General features: G+C 42.7%; 16 protein-coding genes. 5 read left to right on the forward strand and 11 right to left on the reverse strand.

Features of this window, described 5'->3' with window-relative positions:
* Positions 1-54 precede the first annotated feature (54 nt).
* The 8 genes from purF to FN961_RS18425 form a co-directional block, all read right to left on the reverse strand.
* Complete coding sequence (gene purF / locus FN961_RS18390; RefSeq protein WP_144041636.1) at positions 55-1569, reverse strand: amidophosphoribosyltransferase; 1515 nt, start codon at positions 1567-1569, stop codon at positions 55-57.
* 100 nt (positions 1570-1669) lie between these two features.
* On the reverse strand, positions 1670-2158 hold the full coding sequence (locus FN961_RS18395; RefSeq protein WP_144041637.1) for a CvpA family protein: 489 nt from the start codon (positions 2156-2158) through the stop codon (positions 1670-1672).
* Between the two features lie 203 nt (positions 2159-2361).
* Entirely contained in the window at positions 2362-2958 is a 597-nt protein-coding gene (locus tag FN961_RS18400; RefSeq protein ID WP_144041638.1) for an SPOR domain-containing protein, read from the reverse strand.
* 28 nt (positions 2959-2986) lie between these two features.
* Positions 2987-4252 (reverse strand): bifunctional tetrahydrofolate synthase/dihydrofolate synthase, encoded by a 1266-nt coding sequence (gene folC / locus FN961_RS18405; RefSeq protein WP_144041654.1) that lies wholly within the window; start codon positions 4250-4252, stop codon positions 2987-2989.
* Between the two features lie 73 nt (positions 4253-4325).
* Complete coding sequence (gene truA, locus FN961_RS18410; RefSeq protein ID WP_144041639.1) at positions 4326-5111, reverse strand: tRNA pseudouridine(38-40) synthase TruA; 786 nt, start codon at positions 5109-5111, stop codon at positions 4326-4328.
* Positions 5112-5266: 155 nt separating this feature from the next.
* Entirely contained in the window at positions 5267-8725 is a 3459-nt protein-coding gene (locus FN961_RS18415) for a FimV/HubP family polar landmark protein (RefSeq protein WP_144041640.1), read from the reverse strand.
* 189 nt (positions 8726-8914) lie between these two features.
* A complete protein-coding gene (locus FN961_RS18420; protein ID WP_144041641.1) occupies positions 8915-9931 on the reverse strand; it encodes an aspartate-semialdehyde dehydrogenase in 1017 nt (338 codons plus the stop codon).
* Positions 9932-9933: 2 nt separating this feature from the next.
* Positions 9934-11097 (reverse strand): 4-phosphoerythronate dehydrogenase, encoded by a 1164-nt coding sequence (locus tag FN961_RS18425; protein ID WP_144041642.1) that lies wholly within the window; start codon positions 11095-11097, stop codon positions 9934-9936.
* Positions 11098-11831: 734 nt separating this feature from the next.
* Here FN961_RS18425 and FN961_RS18430 point away from each other — a divergent pair.
* The gene (locus tag FN961_RS18430; RefSeq protein WP_144041643.1) at positions 11832-13154 is read left to right on the forward strand and encodes a DUF6602 domain-containing protein; all 1323 of its coding nucleotides are present in this window, start codon (positions 11832-11834) and stop codon (positions 13152-13154) included.
* Between the two features lie 107 nt (positions 13155-13261).
* Complete coding sequence (locus FN961_RS18435) at positions 13262-13909, forward strand: hypothetical protein (protein WP_144041644.1); 648 nt, start codon at positions 13262-13264, stop codon at positions 13907-13909.
* Positions 13910-14453: 544 nt separating this feature from the next.
* Here FN961_RS18435 and guaD read toward each other — a convergent pair.
* The gene (gene guaD / locus FN961_RS18440; protein ID WP_144041645.1) at positions 14454-15818 is read right to left on the reverse strand and encodes a guanine deaminase; all 1365 of its coding nucleotides are present in this window, start codon (positions 15816-15818) and stop codon (positions 14454-14456) included.
* A gap of 308 nt (positions 15819-16126) precedes the next feature.
* The gene (locus FN961_RS18445) at positions 16127-16540 is read right to left on the reverse strand and encodes a MarR family winged helix-turn-helix transcriptional regulator (protein ID WP_144041646.1); all 414 of its coding nucleotides are present in this window, start codon (positions 16538-16540) and stop codon (positions 16127-16129) included.
* Positions 16541-16694: 154 nt separating this feature from the next.
* On the opposite strand from FN961_RS18445, the gene FN961_RS18450 reads away from it, so the two are divergent.
* Positions 16695-17654 carry a catalase gene (locus FN961_RS18450; RefSeq protein ID WP_185972831.1) on the forward strand — a complete coding sequence of 320 codons (960 nt, stop codon included), beginning with the start codon at positions 16695-16697 and terminating at the stop codon, positions 17652-17654.
* Complete coding sequence (locus FN961_RS18455) at positions 17654-17884, forward strand: hexameric tyrosine-coordinated heme protein (protein WP_144041648.1); 231 nt, start codon at positions 17654-17656, stop codon at positions 17882-17884. The genes FN961_RS18450 and FN961_RS18455 overlap by 1 nt, the downstream gene beginning before the upstream one ends.
* 134 nt (positions 17885-18018) lie before the next feature.
* On the opposite strand, the gene fabB is transcribed toward FN961_RS18455, so the two are convergent.
* Complete coding sequence (gene fabB, locus FN961_RS18460; RefSeq protein ID WP_144041649.1) at positions 18019-19230, reverse strand: beta-ketoacyl-ACP synthase I; 1212 nt, start codon at positions 19228-19230, stop codon at positions 18019-18021.
* 111 nt (positions 19231-19341) lie between these two features.
* Here fabB and mnmC1 point away from each other — a divergent pair, with 111 nt between their 5' ends.
* Positions 19342-21003 carry an FAD-dependent 5-carboxymethylaminomethyl-2-thiouridine(34) oxidoreductase MnmC1 gene (mnmC1, locus tag FN961_RS18465; RefSeq protein ID WP_144041650.1) on the forward strand — a complete coding sequence of 554 codons (1662 nt, stop codon included), beginning with the start codon at positions 19342-19344 and terminating at the stop codon, positions 21001-21003.
* The last annotated feature ends 79 nt before the right edge of the window (positions 21004-21082 follow it).

Here is a 21082-nt window from a genome sequence, read left to right on the forward strand (position 1 = left end):
GGTTTTTTTATAAATCAATGTCGAATAGCTTAGTGCTATTGAGTGTCACACCAGTTAAGGGTGACACACATTATGCAGTTCTAGATTTGTGCCAATGTCTTGGCTTCTATTGGCTTTTGCATCATCATTTCGCAATTGAGTAATGTGATCAAGATAAGCCTGATCCACATCGTTAGTGATGTAATTACCATCAAAAACAGATGTTTCAAAGCGCTTGATCTCAGGATTCTCCATACGAACAGCTTCAGCAAGGTCTTCAAGATCTTGGAAGATCATGCCATCAGCACCAATCATTTTACTGATCTCGTCCACGTCGCGACCATGAGCAATTAACTCACTGGCAGTCGGCATATCGATGCCGTAGACATTTGGGAATCGGATCTCTGGAGCCGCCGAAGCAAAGTACACCTTCTTGGCGCCCGCTTCACGAGCCATCTCAATGATCTGCTCAGAAGTCGTACCACGTACCACAGAATCGTCAACCAACAACACATTCTTGCCCTTAAACTCAACGCCAATAGCATTAAGTTTACGACGTACCGACTTCTTACGCTCCTGCTGACCAGGCATAATAAAAGTACGGCCAATATAACGATTTTTAACGAAACCTTGACGATAAGGAAGCTCTAAATGACGCGCAATTTCAAGCGCTGTATCGCATGAGGTTTCAGGAATTGGAATAACCACGTCAATATCATGATCTTCCCATTCACGCTTAATCTTCTCGCCCAATTTAGCGCCCATGTTAACTCGACTACCATACACAGACACTTTATCAATAGTAGAGTCAGGGCGAGCAAAATAGACAAATTCAAATAGACATGGTGCATAACTTGGCGATTTTGCACATTGTTTGGTATAGAGTTCACCATCAAGCGTAATATAGACCGCTTCACCTGGTGCGACGTCACGCATCAACTCAAAACCAACAGCATCAATCGCGACACTCTCGGAAGCAATCATGTACTCGACGCCATTTTCAGTTTCTTGTTTACCCAATACCAAAGGACGGATCCCAAAAGGATCACGAAAAGCAACGAGGCCTTGACCGATAATCAAAGCGGTAACCGCATAAGCACCACGAATCAAAGTGTGGACTTTTTCAACCGCGTCAAATACCTCTTCAGGGCTTAAGGTCTCATTCTTACATTGTTGAATCTCATCAGCTAACAGGTTCAATAACACTTCAGAATCAGAAGTGGTATTGACATGGCGACGCTGTTTAATCAAACGCTCATGTAACTCAACCGTATTGGTCAAATTACCATTGTGAGCCAGTGAAATTCCAAATGGGGAGTTTACATAGAAAGGTTGAGCTTCTGACGCACTCGAACTTCCGGCGGTAGGATAGCGAACATGTCCTATACCTGCATTTCCTTGAAGACGCTGCATATGTTTAGCTTCAAACACGTCTTTAACCAGACCATTGGCCTTACGTAATCTAAACGCATTTCCATCGACAGTTACGATACCAGCAGCATCTTGACCGCGATGCTGGAGTACAGTTAGTGCATCATAAATTGGCTGATTAACCGAAGTTCGACCAACTATTCCGACAATACCACACATGGGTAAGCTTCCTCATTGTAAGATGTTCTGATTATTGTAATCTTTAGCGACTCATGCCCAATAAATGGGCCATATTGCCGCCAGTAATGCTTAGCGCATTTTATATTTTGGGTACAAAGCTTGACGTGTTTTCCACATAGTCAAAAAACCATTGGATAACAACGCCGAATTCCGGCACGAGTTTAGAACTCTGCCACCAATCCGTATTGGGTGCGCCCGTAAACGCATCCATAAAAAACAGTAAAGCACTGACGATCAAGGCTCCCCTTATTGCGCCAAAACACAGCCCTAGGACTCTGTCGGTGCCAGAGAGGCCCGTTTTATCGACCAATTGACCAATAAGGTAATTAACTAATGCCCCGATAATTAATGTCGCAATAAAAAGAATAGCAATGGCAACACCATTACGTAACATTTCATCTTGCATTTGAGTGAGGTAAACGGAGAGATCTTGATAGAAGTGACTTGCAACAAAGAAAGCTGCAAACCAGACCACAAGAGACATAGCTTCTTTAGCGAAGCCGCGAAGTAAGCTGATTAGAGTCGATACTCCGATAACAGCAAAAATGGCGTAATCAATCCAAACCATTGAACAAATAATCCAGCAAAGGAGTTAAGACGGCGAGATTTTACCAGAGACTGAAGACATTCTCATCCTAATGATGGAAATGATTGTTTCAATCTATGACCACAGTTTTCGAGTAAACAACTGTTAGCACTGCCGAGCACAAAAATAATCAGCCAAACAGAAACTGATCACATCGAATAGCGATAAAACAAAAAAGTCTTACGTTATGAATCTGTTGGAGAATAGGCCACGATACGGCCAGTTAACTTGGTTAACTTTTCAATATCCTGTCGCAGTTTCTGTAATTTAGCTTTAGACACATTGGGACCGACAAAAACCTTGGTTAGCTGACCGTCTACAGGATTCTGAGGTAAAGTATAAGCAGTGAAACCTTTCTTTCTTAGTTGCTTAACTAAACCATTCACATTATCAGCGCTCTTAAAGCTGCCTAACTGTAATGTATAAGCAGACCCAGTCTTGGCTTCAGGCTTCACCTTTGCCACTTGACTCTTCTCAGCCGGTTTATTTTCTTGCTGAGCTGAAGCCTCTTTATCTTGGTTCTCTTTTTCTTCAATGGCTTGAACTAACTCACCCAATTCATCAACAGCGGGCTCAAATACTTGTTCACTTTCACTTAAGTCAACAGTGTCAAAATCTGGGTCAGGTAACTCAACCAACTCCACTTCAGGCCGCAAAGGTATTTCTGCAAACTGCTCTGCTTGATGATCTTTCTTTCCGTCTAAAATATCCGGTAAAAAAATCACGCCTAACGCAACAAGAACAATGACTCCGACAAGGCGGTTCTGAAAATGACTAGACAATTTATCTCCCTAAAACGAATTGGATTACTTAAAAGTTCAGCGACAAGGCTTTAAATTCGGCCACTGTATAAAAAGAACCAAACACAATGACAGCATCGTCAGGTGTTAGTTTTGAGCTTAGCTCACTCCATGCAGCACTTAGACTAGCATATTGCGATGAGGAGCTTGAAGCCCTTAATGCCCCTTGTAACTGCTCAGGACTGGCACTTCTATCAGTATTGAGTGAGGTGAATGACCAATGATCTATCTGATCAGCTAAAATGTTAATCACCTCAGTACAATCTTTATCTTTCAGCATGCCACATAATGCATATAATCGCTTAAATTTAAATGTGTTAAGCCGTTTCGCCAAGTATCGAGCAGCATGAGGATTGTGAGCAACATCAAGTATAATTAATGGCTGCTCACACGCCAACTCGAATCTTCCTTCAAGACGAGCATTGCCTATCGCTTGCTTAATAATATCAACGGAGATCTCTGGCCAACCCAGTTCAATCACAGCCAATGCCGTTGCCGCATTTGGCAATGGTAGTTGAGGTAACGGCAACTGTGTGATCACACGTTTACTGCCGTTGAAATCCCAGTGGTGATTGTCACTTTGGTTTAATTGATAGCTAAACTCTTTACCAACACAGTGAAGCACTGCTCCCTTAAGCTTAGCGACTTCCAATAAGCTATTTGGAATATCAGGCTCACCGACAATTGCAGGCCTAGATGAACGGAAAATACCCGCTTTCTCAGCCGCAACTAACTCACGGGTATCGCCTAAGTACTCCTGATGATCGAGATCAATTGAGGTCACCACAGCAATATCGGCGTCGATAATGTTGGTGGCGTCTAATCGACCTCCCAAGCCAACTTCGAGCAAAATGACGTCCAGCTTTGAGGACTTAAATAGATAGAGTCCAGCTAACGTGGCAAATTCAAAGAAACTCAAGGAAATCTCTTCCCTTGCACGATTAATCGCGGCAAATGCCTCTATCACCTGAATATCTTGTGCATCTTCGCCATTGATTCTGATACGTTCATTGTACTTGAGTATATGTGGCGAGCTATATACACCAACGCGATGACCTGCAAGTAACAAGACCTGTTCAAGCATTGCGCAAGTGGTGCCCTTGCCATTCGTACCAGCAACAGTGACCACCTTAGCATCGCCCAATTCTCTTAGGCCCAAACGGTCGGCAACTATAGAGACACGCTCTAACCCCATATCAATCTCAGTGGGATGTATCGCCATCAAGTAGTCTAACCATAAGGTTAAATTAGCATCTTTGGCTGGGGCTATTGGCATATCGTTTAGGCTCATAATGAATCACTCAAAAAACACCACTTTGTGGCACAAATATAGATGGGGAACAGCTCAATCAATCAAGCATAAACAGAGGGCCTAATGCGAGCTTAGGCAATTCATAACGCTCTGGATATGTCACATCAACCATATACAAACCATTAGGTTTAGCGGTAGGTGCAGCCTTACTTCTGTCTTTTAATGCAAGTAATTCTGGGATCCACTCATGAGTCTGATTCCCTAAACCAATTTCAATTAAGGAGCCAACAATATTTCGCACCATGTGGTGTAAAAATGCATTGGCCTTTATATCAACGCAGATGTACATCCCTTGCCTAGTCACATTCACCTCGTGCACATTACGGTTAGGGGATTTAGACTGGCAATGAAGTGCTCTAAAGCTGGTAAAATCGTGCTCACCCACAAAGTGTTGAGCCGCTTCGTGCATCTTTTTCTCATCTAGATGGGTTCTGTAATGACTCACACCTGAGCGTAAAATACCGGGGCGTAACTGATAGTTATAGATCATATATCGGTAGCGTCGGGCCGTTGCAGAAAAGCGAGCATGAAAATCTTCATCAACCACTTTTGACCATCTCACGGCAATATCATCAGGGAGGCTGACGTTCACACCCAAAGTCCAAGCTGAATCTTTACGGATCGCATTAGTTTCAAAATGAACTATCTGACCAGTAGCATGGACACCAGTATCGGTTCTTCCGGCACAATGGACGGTAATGGGCTCATTGGCCACTTTTGACAAGGCTTTCTCTAGCTGAGCCTGAACAGAGTCAACTTCAAGCTGACGCTGCCAGCCAAAATATTTACTGCCATCATATTCGACACCTAACGCTACTCGCATACAACCTCTTAAAACCTTTAATCCACTGTCAAAAACAACAGAAATACTCAAATCTATTTAGGGGCTGGATTCTAGCATAATGAAATTAAAAAATGGCGCCGAGGGCGCCATTTTTTATCTAATACCATTGACGGTACGACAAGATCGAACAGGATTTAAGTTAAACTATTGATTAACCCTTCAGCTTCCTGTTTTTGCTTATCATTTCCATCTAACTTTACTTCCTGCAGTAATGCATTAGCGCTGTCGTTATCATCAATTTCGATATAAGCCCGAGCAAGGTCTAGTTTGGCGTTAACAGAGTTCTCCTCATCATCGACATCCACCATGGAAGCATTGCCCATCAAGCTGTCTAGTTCGCCCATATCGACATCCAGCTCTTTGTATTGATCGATCTCAACCTCTTCTTCATCGGCCTCGTTAAGTAAACGATCAATATCAATGAAACCATTATCTTTTTGGAAGTTAGTCAGGTCGTGCTCATTAACCTCATTAGCAGGTGCCACTGCATTTTCTTGAGCATCCAGTGCGGCTAGCGCTTCATCAACCGTTAACTTACCGTCGTCAGCAATTGATAAACCTAAATCTACGTCTTCATCGGTAAGATCTTCACTGCCTTCAATCACATCAACTGGGTCGGCAGGAGGTAGCTCAATATCTTCAGTTAAATTATCTAACTCTCCATCCCACTCTAGACTATCGTCGCTATTGTGTTTATTGGACTTGAGATCACCAAAGAAACTGTCCTCTTTAATCGACTTAGAACTCGTACTAGACTCTTTTTCTGCCGACTCAAGATCAGCGAGTAAAGCATCAAGCGCTTCATCTTTCGAAGATGACTCTCGCCCCTCTTCTTCCGTGAAATCTAAATCAATATTTTCAACGCTATCTAAGACTGCAATTGACTCTTCAGGATCCTTTGACTCTGGCTCGCCCTCAAACAGCAAGGAGTCAAAATCAGCTTCCTCTGCCATATCTGAGATATCTAAATCATCAACATCAGTCTCTAATTCAGCAGCAAGCTCTTCACTGAGGTCATTTTCTTCTGAACTGGCTTCTGAGCTGTCTTCTGAACCAACAACCGGATCATCAAGTTCGTCAAGTTCAACATCATCAGCCTGATTTTCTACCTTATCTGACAAATCTAACGAGTCTAAATCGGTTTCTTCAACCTGCTCTTCTAGTTTATCTACAGTATCTGTCCCCAATTCAGGCTCAACTGCAATTTCTTCACTGGGGTGATTCTCGTCTAAGCTGTTCTCTGAGATACCTTCAGGTTCATCAAATCCTGCTAATAAAGAGTCTAAATCGGCATCATCAGCCTGTTCTTCGGCCTCATAAGCCGTTTCTAAACCATCAATATCAGCTTCTAATTCAACAGCTATCTCTTCGCTGAGGTCATTCTCTTCAGGGCTGTCTTCAGAACCATCAGCTAACTCATCAAATCCTGCCAACAAAGAGTCGAGATCAGCATCATCAACGGGCTCTTCTGGCTTGTCTGATGATTCATCCTCTAATGCAGCGGCAATCTCTTCACTGAGATCACTCACTTCTGAACTGTCTTCAACGCCATCTACAGGCTCATCAAATCCTGCTAATAAAGAGTCAAGATCAGCATCATCAACGGGATCTTCTGCCTTGTCTGATGAGCCACCTTCTAATTCAGCGGCTATCTCCTCACTGAGATCACTCACTTCTGAACTATCTTCAGCGCCATCTACAGGCTCATCAAATCCTGCCAATAAAGAGTCAAGATCAGCATCATCAACCTCTTCTTCCACATTAACTAACGCGTCATTCTCTGAATCAGCTTCGACCTCTTCATTGGAATTATCATCCGCAGGCAGATCGAACTCAGCGAGCAAATCATCAAGATCTGACTCATTAACTTCATCTTCTACTTTCTCTGTTGCGTCAACCTCTGGTTCAGTAGCAACATCTTCACTCGCATTATCTTCGGCAGGCAGATCGAACTCAGCCAATAAAGAGTCAGGGTCAGCTTCGTTAACTTCATCTTCTATTTTCTCTGATGTGTCGGCCTCAGCTTCAGCTGGCAGATCGAACTCGGCCAATAAAGAATCAAGATCGGCTTCATCAACTTCCTCATCTCCAGACTCAGAGTCTGCAGCTGGCTCACCTATGCCTTCAAGCAGAGAATCAAGCTCTTCGTCAACTTCTTGAGTAGACTTAGTTTCGTTGACGACATCAACTTCATTAATATCAGTAAGCAGAGAGTCCAGCTCCACAGGCTCATCTTCAGAGGTATCAACTTCCTCTTCAGGTTTATCTTCAGCTTTAGGAATCTCAGCGTCATCGACACCAATTCCATCAAGCAGAGAGTCTAAATCTTCTTCATCGCCATCTTGTTCACCCATGGCTTCGGCCCAAAGTTCATCCAGGGATTGTCCCTCGTCTTCAACTTCAAGCTCACTCTCTTCTGAGGCTTTTTCCTCACCCGGATCGACAAACATGTCGCTCGCCATATCCATCTGTTCAGAATCAATGTCCATTTCGACTTCAGGCTGTAATTCACTGGAATCGACATTCATCAGGGAATCAAGGGAGTCATCATCCTCTTCAGTATCCAGATGAACGGCCATATTATCGACATCGGCTTCGGTTTTATCTTCATCATCAGCAGTTGGTTCTGGCGCATCTTCTACAGCACTATTTTCCAGCTCACCTTCGTTTCTACGACGCCTTAAGAACAACCATAGGAACATCAATGCTATCGCTGATGGAATTGCAGCACCTAAGATTAAGGTCAATGGACTGCTCATTAGCTCTTTCCACTTAATCCCCTCTTCTTCGATTGGCGCTACCTCGGTAAGAGATGACGCTTCCATCTCAGCAAGTCTCTCTTTTAATGCTTCAACATCAGCCGACAGGGATTCATTTTTCAAGCGACTTGCTTGAAGCTGCTCCTGTAGAATGGCAATTTCTTCCTCTAAACCATCCACTTTTTCAGTGAGCAGCTCGATGTCGTTTCCGCTAACGGTTAACTCATCCTGAGCTCTTCCCAATTCATCGGTAAGTTGTAAGTTTTTATCTTGTGCAGTGGCAAGATCAGACAACATTTGGCTGTTCTCAACTGCATTTGTTTTATCATTTTCGGCTGGAATCGATGCAGGGGTAACTGGTGTGACGGCTTGCTCAGTATTCGGAATATTAGCTTTAGGAACGGTAGGTTTTACGGTCGCGACGGGTTTGGTGGTTAATTTTTTCCAGCCAGCATCATTTCGCTCAGCCCGCTGTTTAGCTAAGCTTTTAGGAATCGCCAACATAAACTCTTTAGACGGGATGAGCAATATCATCCCTTTCTCTAAACTGTTGTAATTAGGATTTGAGAATGCGTGAGGGTTAGCATCATAAATAGCTCCCATCACTTGATAAATACTTACGCTCGGATCGGGTTGAACCTTCTGAGCGATACTCCAAAACGTATCGGAAGAACGGGTTGGACCGTATTGATTGATGCTTTGCCTGACCTCACCGTCGGGGCCGGTTATCTTTAACGACTCGGCTGCAAAAACTGTTTGTTCAACAGAACTACTAACGAGGACCAGTAATACTGAGGCAATCAAACCGACAAGATACGGAGTGCGAAAGTTCATTCATTCTTCCCTTTCAAATGCAATGGTTTTGCTAATAAGCGCATAGCTTTAGGCAATTGTATTTATTGAGATTACTATAAACCAGAAATCAATGGTCTGCTACTGTTCACAATTCAAAAACAAGTGTAAATACTAAAAAGCCTGCATATTGCAGGCTTTTTCAACAGAACAAGCTATATGTTCTTAGTACTAGTAATAATCTCTGATCAACACTTCGGCAATCTGAATACTATTAAGAGCAGCGCCTTTTCTAATGTTATCAGAGACAACCCACAAGTTAATACCGTTATCATGGGATATATCTTTACGGACACGACCCACATAGACAGGATCACTTCCAGCGGCATCGGTCACCACGGTCGGATACTCTTCATCTGACTCAAACAGTTCCACACCTGGCGCATCTCTTAACACAGATTTAACGTCTTCTGCATCAACAGGTTGCAATGTCTCTAAGTGAATAGCTTCTGAGTGACCATGAAAAACCGGGATCCGAACCGCTGTCGGGTTAACCACAATATTTTCATCGCCGAAGATTTTCTGAGTTTCCCAGACCATCTTCATCTCTTCTTTGGTATACCCATTATCCATAAACTTATCAATATGAGGTAACGCATTAAACGCTATCTGTTTTGGATAAGCTTTCGGCTCAATTGGCAATCCTTGAAGCAGCTTTGCACATTGACTGGCTAACTCTTCAATGGCTTCTTTACCTGAACCCGACACAGACTGGTAAGTCGCGACATTAATTCGTGAAATACCAAAAGCATCGTATATCGGCTTTAGTGCAACCAACATCTGAATAGTAGAGCAGTTTGGATTAGCAATGATATTACGATTACGGAAATCAGCAATCGCTTCCGGATTCACTTCCGGTATCACTAACGGTACATCGATGTCATATCTGAAATGAGAGGTGTTATCGATTACAACACAACCATGTTCAGCCGCTATCGGCGCCCATTTCTCTGACACATCACCACCAGCAGAGAAGAAGCCTATCTGCGCTTGAGACCAGTCAAAAGTATCAACATCAAGAATTTCTACTTGTTTACCGTGAAAACTTACCGTATTACCCGCACTACGACTACTGGCAAGTGGGAATAAATTAGCAACGGGGAAATTGCGCTCTTCGAGGATCTCGATCATAGTTTGACCCACCGCGCCCGTAGCACCCAATACGACAACATTAAATTCTTGCGACATAATTACAGACCGATCCTTGAAAACCCTAAATTGGACAACCAATTTACATCAGATTGCCCCGTACTTACTACCCTTAAGGCACTAAATTCACGCCGATGCTTATGATTTTTTCTCATAAGGTCAAACCCATTGTTATTCGCGCAATTTACTCGGCTATTTTTTGATGAATGATTAAGGATCATGGCTCTAAATTGTTCATCATCATCTCGCAGGTCATAAATGAAGCGAGACAGTTGTAGCAGCGCCTTTTCATTGGGAACGCTGTCGATACTCATCTGCTCACTCCATAAAGCAGGCAACAATGAAGTCATCGACTTTTCAGTGTTCAACTCCAGTACCTGCATCAGCTTCTGATACAACATATACGTGCCACGAGCTTTGCCTTCCAAGCTATATCCCGCAATATGCGGCGTTGCCAGTTCAACAAACGGGATCAATTCAAGCATGGGGTTAGGTTCCCCCTCCCACACATCAAGCACCACTTTGATATCATGTCGCTGCTGCTTAACTTTTATCAAAGCGCGGTTATCAATCACCTCACCTCGGCAGCAATTAAGCAACCAAGTTCCCTGCTTTAAACTCTTGAGTCTGGTTTCATCAAACAGATACCAAGTTTTATGCTCACCCGTTTTAGTGATAGGCACATGAAGACTTATCACATCACAGCGGCTGATTAATTGATCGAGCGAGATAAAATCACGAGGGTCGCTATCAGCAATAACAGGGTCATGCATCAATACACTCACCCCATAAGCCGCAAGGCATTTGGCCACCGCAGTGCCTGTATTACCAGCACCCACAATGCCCACCGTCTTCGTTTTTAAGTTGTCACCAAAACGGTTAGCCAGCTCCAACATAGCGATAAAAGCAAACTCGCCCACAGCCGTTGCATTACACCCCGGCGCATTGCTAAAAGGAATCCCCCGACTAGCAAGAAGTTCGGTATCGATATGATCGGTGCCGATAGTGGCACTACCAACAAATTTGAGCTTGCTATTGAGTGATAGCAAAGCCGCATTAACGGTTGTCACTGAGCGAACCAAGAGCACATCGGCATCACTCACCTGCTCTGCTGTCAGCTCCCTGCCATTAACGGTTTCAATAGTCCCTAAGTCGCCAAACAACTGTTGTACATAAGGCATGTTTTCATCGGCAAGGATTTTCATATGGTTCCAAAAGTGAGGTGAATGCGTTGGATTAACACATTCTAACAGCTTGAAATGAAGCTAGTTACATTTTCTAGTTTGATTCATTTAGCTTTGTTGTTATTGGGCTGATTGTTGAAGGTCTGTGTTTCATTGTTATCTATCGCTTCCAGCGGGTGCCGAGCAAGGATGCACCAATGTCTTGATTACATGGATATAAATGAATGACGTATGTTCAGACACTTCTGCGAAATGCCGCGCACATCAGGCCTCCGTGGATGGTGGAAATACCTAATTCAGAATGGAACTGAATAGGCCATGCAGACTCTACCAAAACATCTGACCCACAAGGAAGTGGGAAATGCCTAGAAATGTAGGGTACATTTCTAGGCATGTTTTGGAAGCTCTCAGCCGTATCTACACTTGCTGATTTATCTCTTCGATTTTGACTTGTCTGAGTAAGTCACTAACACGGAAATGCCCCTTTTCGAGTTACAGGCGATAAGTTGCGCAGATAAGCGACAAGTTAGTTGACCTACTTTTGCTAATCGATAAATGACAGTTACTGACTACTTTCGATATGACAACAATACCCATGCTCACTTTTCAAGTGTCCTTTCTCGTTTATTCAGAGCTACTCTGGTAGAGTGCTTATAAATCAATAGCTTTACTTTAGTAAGGCTTAAATAATAGGTTTATTAATGCGCATGCGCACTATACAAATGTTATACGTTTCTAAGATTTGGATTTCATAAATGATTATCAATGCTTCTCAGCTTCTTGAGTTATTTATTCGAGAAGAAACAACTAAACTACAAGGTTTTGACATGCCTCATATGCCCACTCTAGGTAGTGCATATGAAAAGGTAACAAAACAAGGAATTGATCAGTCTTTTGTTCTTCCTCAAAATCTAAATTTAAAGGTCGTATCAGGATTTGTTTCTGTTGGTGGTGAAATGTTACCCGAACAGATTGATTGTATGCTTGTTCATGGAGAAGGAATTAGGTATGGATTGACTGATGAGTACATATATGAAATTGAAAATATTCTTTGTATATTCGAAGTAAAAAAAACACTTAGAAAAAAAGATTACATTGATGCTTTTGATCACCTCGGAAAAATAAGAAAGAAATTTGCAGAACACTTTGAAAGTAAATTAAGAAGTGGTGAATTTGAACCAGACATAACTGTTGCCAGAAAACACTTCTCTCAAATCACAGGGAGAATAGCTCCTGAGAAATACCTAGATATTCACCGACTTTCAAAAAGTGACGGGATTCTATTTTACGCATTAGTACAGGAGTCCCTTGCTCCGGTAAGTATTATTCAGGGATACGAAGGCTATAAGAGTGAAAATGGTTTAAGAACTGCTTTTATAGATATTCTTGAAGAAAAAGGTAAAAAAGGTGGGCAAGGCCTAGGTGTACCAAGCATTCCAACATTGGTTACTTCAAACGAATATTGCCTTGTAAAGGGAAATGGTGTGCCATTTATGGTAATCAGGGATAAGGACTCTTGGGTAGTGACTTTTTCTACTCGCCATAATCCCGCCAAAATGATCTTAGAATTAATATGGTCGAAAATTTCAACTTATTTTAATGTTAAAATGCCTTGGGGTGATGGTCTTCATATGGATAGTATAGAGCCGTTACTTTTAGCAATTCCAAAAGAAGTTGAGGACAGAGCAGGTTGGTTGTATAGAACAATAGAGATAAAAGAAAAAGACTTAAAGCGTGAAAATAATAATAAATGGGCACCATATCCTTTAGGCTCGCCGGAAATGTCAGCAATAAATATTATGGCAATGCAAGGTGGATACCTACCACTCGACGATGAAATGCAGGAATTTTTGAAAACCAATGAAAATTCTAGCTTAGAGAAGGTTGTTAAATCTCTAACAAATAGTCGAGAATTCATGATTGACGGTAACTATTTGAGGCCTATTAATGGGGTAACTCATGTTTTAACACACGATGATGGAAGTGGTCATGTTTCATCTGAACGAGATAAGTTCGATTTGTGGTGTCAAGAAAATGATATTAAGCCGACCTACATGAATATGATTTTCATGGAATAAACGTATAGCAAGCGCATCAGAAATGACGTCAAACGCTTGGCTGACACTCATTCTTCGCTAATTTTAGCCAAGCATTTTATGCGAGCGTTATATCACAGGAGGCGTATTTGGATTTATCTCAAGTTTTACTATTGTTTGGTGGCCAAAGTATCATCCTGATAGGGCTATGTTCATGGCTTGGAAAAGTTTCGTTAAATCGAATCCTAACTAGTGAACAGGCTAGTGTTCAAAAGAAAATTGCAGCAATAAGATCTGAATTCGAGGCAAAATTGGTAGCATTGAGCGCAGGTAATGAATCAAAGGTTCATGTTGGCAAAATTCAATATGAACGTGAATATGCTAGTTACGCTGAAATTTGGGATTTAACTTCTCCGCTTACTCATCATTTGCAACTGCTTTTTGTACACAAGCATAGCTACGAGTTTTTTAAGGAAGCTTTCTATAAGTTAGGGGACTACAAAATTAATCTTGGTTCAAAGGTTAATACTTTATATCCATTCATAGACGAAGACGTGTATAAAAAAGGATCAATCTGTCCACAGATATTACAAAAATACTGGGCGGATTTTGATCAACACTTGACATATCTTGAGGGGAAAGCTAACCAAAGTTTACCTCAGTCAAAAAAGTTAGAAATAGATTTTGGATCGTTAATTACTGAGGTTACAGCTGAAATTCATACTACTGGAGTCGAATTAGCTAGAAGCATACGATCTAGAAATCAGGAGGTGATCATAATTGCTAACACGATATAACAAGCAATTCAAAACGGATGCCTAGTACGGTCCCACTTTTGTCATAGAGCCACAATTAAACTGCGGCAGCACTCTGCAGAGTTTAATTGGGTGTGGATATCTGGTGACCTACATATCCTAATCCAAACACCTACCTTTAGAGCGTTAGTACTAACAAATTTATGTCCAGAAATGAGAAATGAGTAATAACTATAAAACCTAATTCGAAGAGATAAACACTCGGGTGTAGATGCGGCAGTGAGCTTCGATGACATGGATGTCATCATAGAGACTACAGGGATTGTACTTGCGTCGTCTCACTGAAGTATCTGCACATCGCCTGCTGCAAGCAATTAACAGGATTGAAGTAATGGTCTACAGCTAGCCAACCCAATGAAACCAATTCCGAAAAAGATATTTGAAACTTGCTATCAGGTAAGTCAGCAAGCAATAAACCCCCATTCAGCTATGGTATCCAGCAAATAGACTAAATACCAAACCAGCCCAATGAACCCACAATAAAAGATACTTGAAACTTGTGATCAGACAAGTTCCAAATACTGTATTACTTATCTACAACGAGTTGCCCTTTCACCCAGACTTTACGGATATTCTGACGGCTATTAAGACAGATGATTTTCTCAAGTTTATCTTTCGCTGAATCCATCTCTTCTAAAATGAAAATATTGCTGTCAGCAATAGCAGTATCGATAACCAACGCATCAAACTCAAAACCAGGCTGGAATAAGCCGACTTTGGCATCAATTGCCTGGCCACCACCTACAGTTGCTAACCAATACGCTTCTAAAAACGAAATGCGTGAGCCCTGCTCGCCGCGCTCATTGGCGGGTAAATAGGTTGAAGTACCATCTTCGCGTACACGAGAATGATTCACCGCATCTAGGCAGGTATGGAATATAGAAGGAATGGGTGCACCGGCAAGGTCACTTCCTAATCCACATTTAAGATCATTATCTAAAATCTCACGGGTTTGCATTGCGGCATTAGCAAAATACATATTCGATAGCGGACAATGGGCAATACTGGCACCGGTGGACTTTATCAGTTGATGATCCGATGGCGTTAAAAAGATCGAATGAGCTAAAATAGTCTTACTCGTCATTAAGCCAAAATCGTTATATATCTCAACGTCAGTCTTACCATATTGTGCTTGGCTGTGATCTCGTGCCCAATCACTTTCTGAGCAATGTGTTTGCACATGGCACTGATATTGTTGCACCAACTCACCTAGACCCTGTAGCAACTCTGCTGTGCAACTTGGTACAAAGCGCGGCGTGATAACGGGCGAAACCAGTTGCTCTTCATTCCCCTCGATCGCAAGTACCTGTTGGATGAAACACTCGGTTTCTTTTAAGGCCGTTTCAGTCGATGGTTCAATATAAAAAGGCGGACATTGGGTTGGCTCGTCCATGTTGACCTTACCAATATAGCCGCGCTGGCCTTGGCGTAGACATTCACGTGCCAGTTCGACAGATGTGTCTTTGTGGATTGTGGCAAAATAGACGGCGCTGGTTGTACCATTTGCGAGCAGTGATTGTACTAATTGAGGGTAAATTTGCTTGGCAAATACCATGTCTTCAAACTTAGCTTCGAGGGGAAATGTATAATCCTGTAGCCAATCATAAAGCGGTAAGTCTAACCCTTTTCCAGCCTGGGGGAATTGCGGGGCATGCACGTGTAAGTCAACCATGCCAGGCATCAAATACTGAGTTGGGCTGAGTTCTATCAACTGCTGATGCGCTGACAAGGCTTCAATTTGTGCATGATACTGAGTATCACTGTCTGTGAGCACAGAGACAATTGTCCCCTGCTGATCGACGAGTATCAATGCATGAGCCGCATACTCAAAATCACCTTTCACTGGGCAATGAAAATACTGCCCCAATACACCAAACTTTATCTCAGACATCGGCATGCATCCATCTTGTTATTTGTAGGGTTCTACCAATCGATATTGAGATGTGATCGGTATTCGCGGGAGTATTACATGCGCACAATGAAATTGAATAAAATTAACTGTAATTTGTGACCAAGCTAATAGACAAAGTTAAGCATCTGCTTAAATTACTAGCACCAAGCAATATCAATACTCTGACTATCGATATTGTGGTTTTCTAATCATGGGATATAGGTGAGAAATTGGAGTATCGGACTGGGGGAATAGTCATTTAACGCTCATGAGTTAGCGACCTCAAGCCCGTCGAAAAACGGGCTGATTTAAGGCTGTATTTTACGACACAAGGCGATCATATCTATCGCTTCTTGTTTTGACAGGCCTGTCGCGCAAAATGCTTCTTGAGTAATTTGTTCACTTTTTTGTACCAGCGCTCGACCAGTTTCGGTTAGCTGGATATTCTTCTGCCGCTCATTGTCCTGCAAAATTTGCCTTTGAACTAAGCCTTTCTGTTCCAATCGTTTTAATAAAGGGCTGATGGTGGCCTTAGTTAACCCCAGTTTCTTCGATAAAAAAGTAACCGACAAGTTGTCCTCTTCTCCAAGTGCAATCAAGACCAAAAATTGTGTGTAAGTTACGTCGATAGACGCCAGTAACGGTCTGTAAATGCTCGTTAACCGGCTTGAAGCCGAGTAAAGCGCAAAGCAAAGCTGATTATCTAATTGAGCAATTGGCAAAATGTAACTCCACAATCTTTATTAAGAGTAATTCTGATCTTTTACAGCTTGAAATACAATTGTTACTTGACAAGTATTAGCTATTAAATGATATGTTAGCCCACTAACAGTTAGCTTGCTAACTATATATTTATCATTAATGACAGGTACTTTTATGATTAAGCACATTCTCAGTTTAAGTTTTATCTTAATTTCTACAGGAAGCGTTGCAGCAGATACCGCCCAAACGGCGAGTAACACAGTTGATTCATTTGAAAAAATATTCGGTGTCACAGAAGGAAAGCGCCGTAACCATACTAAAGGATTTTGCTTCGAAGGTGAGTTTGTCCCCAATTCAACCGCAATGCAGCCATATACAAATAGTGCATTATTTTTAAAAGAAGCTGATGTCATCGGACGCTTATCCCATAAAGGAGGCAATAATAACGCCGCTGATAATAAGCCTGCTGATTATGGAATGGGATTATTGATTAACACTGCCGCTGGACCACACAATATTTCCATGAACACATTGGATTTTTTCCCTGTCGCCACCCCCGAAGCTTTTGCCAAATTAATGATGGCAAAAACACAAGGCTCTGCTGCGGTAAAAGCATTTAAGGATTCAAATCTTGATTTGCAGCGCTTTAGCGCCCATAAAGCGAACAAGAAAAAGGAGCTAACACCTTATGAAGGCAGCACATTCAATAGTATAAATAGTTTTTATTTGGTTGATAAAAAAGGCAAAAAAACGGCTATCCGTTGGTCATTTATACCGAGTAAAAAGCAGTCCATTGTACTCAAGCCAACAGCGGACTTTTTCTATGAAAACATGCAAGATAATCTGAATAATCATGGCATCAGTTGGGATATGGTCATCACTTTAGCCAACCCTAACGATGCTGTTAATGATGCATCAATTCAATGGGTCGGTGAACATAAACAGCTCACTGCAGGCACCCTCAATGTCTTATCGTTAAGCTCTGAACAAGATGGTCGATGTGACAACATTAATTATGACCCATTGGTACTATCTCCAGGTGTTTTACCGTCTGAGGACCCACTGTTACAAGCAAGACGTAACAGTTACGCCATCTCTTTTGGAAAACGAGTATTAGAAAAAGGTGCTAAATAATGAGTAATCAATGGCTAAACAGTTTGATCACCGACACCCCTCAAGCAGGTTATGAACTGGCAATAAAACTCTCGAGAATGGGGATCAAGTACACTCAACCCTCTGACAGTGTACGAGAGAAAATACGCCCAATTTATTCTGAAGATGCAGGGAATTTGATTGCTTCATCTCACGTTATCGCGGTTAACTTTCAAACGGTTTCAGCGGCGAATAATTATTGGAAAAAATAAGAAATGTTATCGATTTAGATCAAGAGTATGATTTTCTACCGAGAGAGTCAGGCACAAAAAAGGGAGCCTTAGCTCCCTCTCTGTTTATCGTAACACATCAATCAAAATGCATTGCAGCACTTCCACATAGAAAGTTACTTGTACTTACGCATTACCAAGGTCGCGTTAGTGCCACCGAAACCAAAACTGTTACTCATAACAGTCGTAAGATCAGCTTTACGGTATTCAGTCACAACAGGCATGCCAGCAGCTTTTTCGTCCAAGTTATCGATATTGATACTCGGCGCGATAAACCCTTCTTCCATCATGATCAAGCTGAAGATAGCTTCATGAGCACCCGCAGCACCTAATGCATGACCGGTCAGCGACTTAGTCGATGCAATTGGCGGTAAAGCATCGCCGAAGGTTTCACGTAATGCTTCAAGCTCACGCATATCGCCGACTGGCGTCGATGTGCCGTGAGTGTTGATGTAATCGATAGGCGTATCTACATCAGCAAGTGCCATTTGCATACAACGTACAGCGCCTTCGCCTGATGGTGCAACCATGTCATAGCCATCTGATGATGCACCGTAACCCACGACTTCAGCGTAGATTTTTGCGCCACGTGCTAATGCATGTTCAAGCTCTTCAACAACGACGATTCCACCGCCACCGGAGATAACAAATCCATCACGGTCAGCATCATAAGTACGAGATGCTTTTTCAGGGGTGTCATTGTATTTAGTTGATAGTGCGCCCATGGCATCAAAGCCCATAGTCAAGGTCCAATCAACCTCTTCAGAACCACCAGCAAACACCATATCTTGCTTACCCATTTGGATAAGTTCAACGGCATGGCCAATACAATGCGCGCTTGTTGCACAAGCAGAACTGATTGAGTAGTTCATGCCTTTAATTTTAAATGGCGTGGCTAAACACGCACTCGCTGTGCTTGACATAATGCGAGGCACTATATACGGCCCAACGCGCTTAACACCTTTCTCACGAAGGATATCAGCAGCTTGAACTTGGTTAGCAGAAGAAGCACCGCCACAACCGGCAATGATACCGACTCGTGGGTCTGAATATTGCTCTTCAGTTAATCCAGCATCTTCAATCGCTTCTGCCATCGCGATATACGCGTACGCCGCAGCGTTGCCCATAAAGCGAAGCGCTTTACGATCAATATGCTCTTTAGGATCTAACTTGATAGCGCCCCAAACATGGCTGCGAAGCTTCATCTCTTCAAATTGATCTGAATGAGTAATACCACTTCGGCCAGCTTTTAGTGACTCTGTGACTTCTTGTTTATTGTTACCAATACTTGATACTACGCCAAGCCCGGTGATCACGACTCTTTTCATTATTTACTATCCATTTTGTACATTTAGTACGTCTAGTACCAATTTGCTGCGGCTATAATATCGCTTTTACCGTATTTAAGTGGTCAGCTTTCCATAAACATAGGTAAAATAATGCCTAATATGCGACGCAGAGTAAATTCATTGACCCAAGAATGTGAGAAAAATACACAAATGAACCAAGATATTAGTCCTTTAGCCTCATTTTATCGCCTTTTGCCCGCAGAGAACACTGCTAAAAAGGTTTTAACATGCGGTCAGCTTGGCCTTGGATCTTTACAACAACTGCTAACGTTAAGAGATTATTGGTTAGCAAGTGATTCTCCCTTGCGCGTCAACCTTAAAATCTTTGAGGCAGACCTAAGTGTCATCACAGAGTTTACCGCCAAACTTGCCTCGCTCACTGAACTCAACGCTGCGCACGCATTTTTTACTCAACAGCTAATTGCAGCCAATCTTGTGGCGATATCAGGCTGCCAAAGACTGATATTTGATGATGGTCAGTTTGTGGTAGATCTTTACCTTGGGGATCCCCTCACCTCATTACAGGATATGCGACTCCCAATTCAAGCAAACTCTGGGGCTGATAACACTTGTCTCGTTGATCTCTGGAGCATCAATCCCTCATCATTGAGCAACCCACTCGATATCAGCCAAGCTTTGTTATGGCAAATGGCCAAAATCAGCAAAAACAGTGCCGTGCTTGGCAGCTTTGACCCAAGCCAAGATGCACATATTAGCCAATTATGCGATCACACCGGCTTTACCTTTATAGCTTTAGGTTCTGTATCAGGTACTGCTTTAGGCACTGAAAATGAAACATCACCAAACGACTCCGCCTTAGCCCATAGCAACTTAGATACTCAAATCAGTCAGCAAGAGAGACAAGCACTCAGGCATGCGCAAACACAGACATCGCTCTACACTCCATTAGCTCAGGCAACCACGGAAGCGGATACTTTTGCCATTATTGGTGGTGGTGTTGCCAGTGCTCATCTAGCGCTTTCACTAGCGCAGCGCCACAAAAAAGTACGCCTATTTTGCAACGACTCGTCATTAGCGCAACAAGCTTCGGGCAATAAACAGGGGGCGGTTTACCCGCTGCTGACCCCAGATAACGGCCATTTAAGTCACTATTTTCAGCAAGGCTTCCTCTTCAGCCGCCGCAGACTAGAGTCATTAATTAGTGATGGGTTTGAGGTAGGTTATGATTTTTGCGGTGTACTGCAAACGGGATTTGATGTGCGCAGCAGTGCCCGACTCGATAAAATCATTACGGCACAAGCCTGGAATAAACAGATAGCTCATGCCATCGACAGCAGCGAATCGAGTCAGATTGCAGGCATCGATATCGACAAAGCGGGCATATTCTATCCCCTTGGCGGCTGGATATGCCCCCATGAATTTACCCAAGCCGCCTTCGATAAAGCCGCCCAGCTAAGCGATGTCAGCGTCACATTTGATACTGATATTACCTATATCGAGCAAGAAGAGGGTCAATGGTTCCTCTATAAGGCAAACGAACCGAAAGGTGAACAGAGTAAGTTTGGCCCCTTTTCGACCTTAATCTTAGCCAATGGTCAGGGCCTCACTCAGTTTAAGCAGAGTGAGCACTTAGCAGCCACTGGATTCAGAGGTCAGGTAAGCCACATTCCAGCTCGGAATGAACTGTTAAAACTAAAAACGGTACTCTGTTCGCATGGTTACCTGACGCCGCAAAATAACGGTTTTCACTGTCGGATAGGCGGCACTTGTTACCAAGTACCGCCCTCCTAAGAACCGTACATGCAACTTTCACTGCATACGGCTCAAGCCTCCACTAAGGCGTATTCTGTTACCCAGCACCCTATATTGC

The organism is Shewanella hanedai (assembly GCF_007197645.1).
Classification (GTDB): Bacteria; Pseudomonadota; Gammaproteobacteria; order Enterobacterales; family Shewanellaceae; genus Shewanella; species Shewanella hanedai.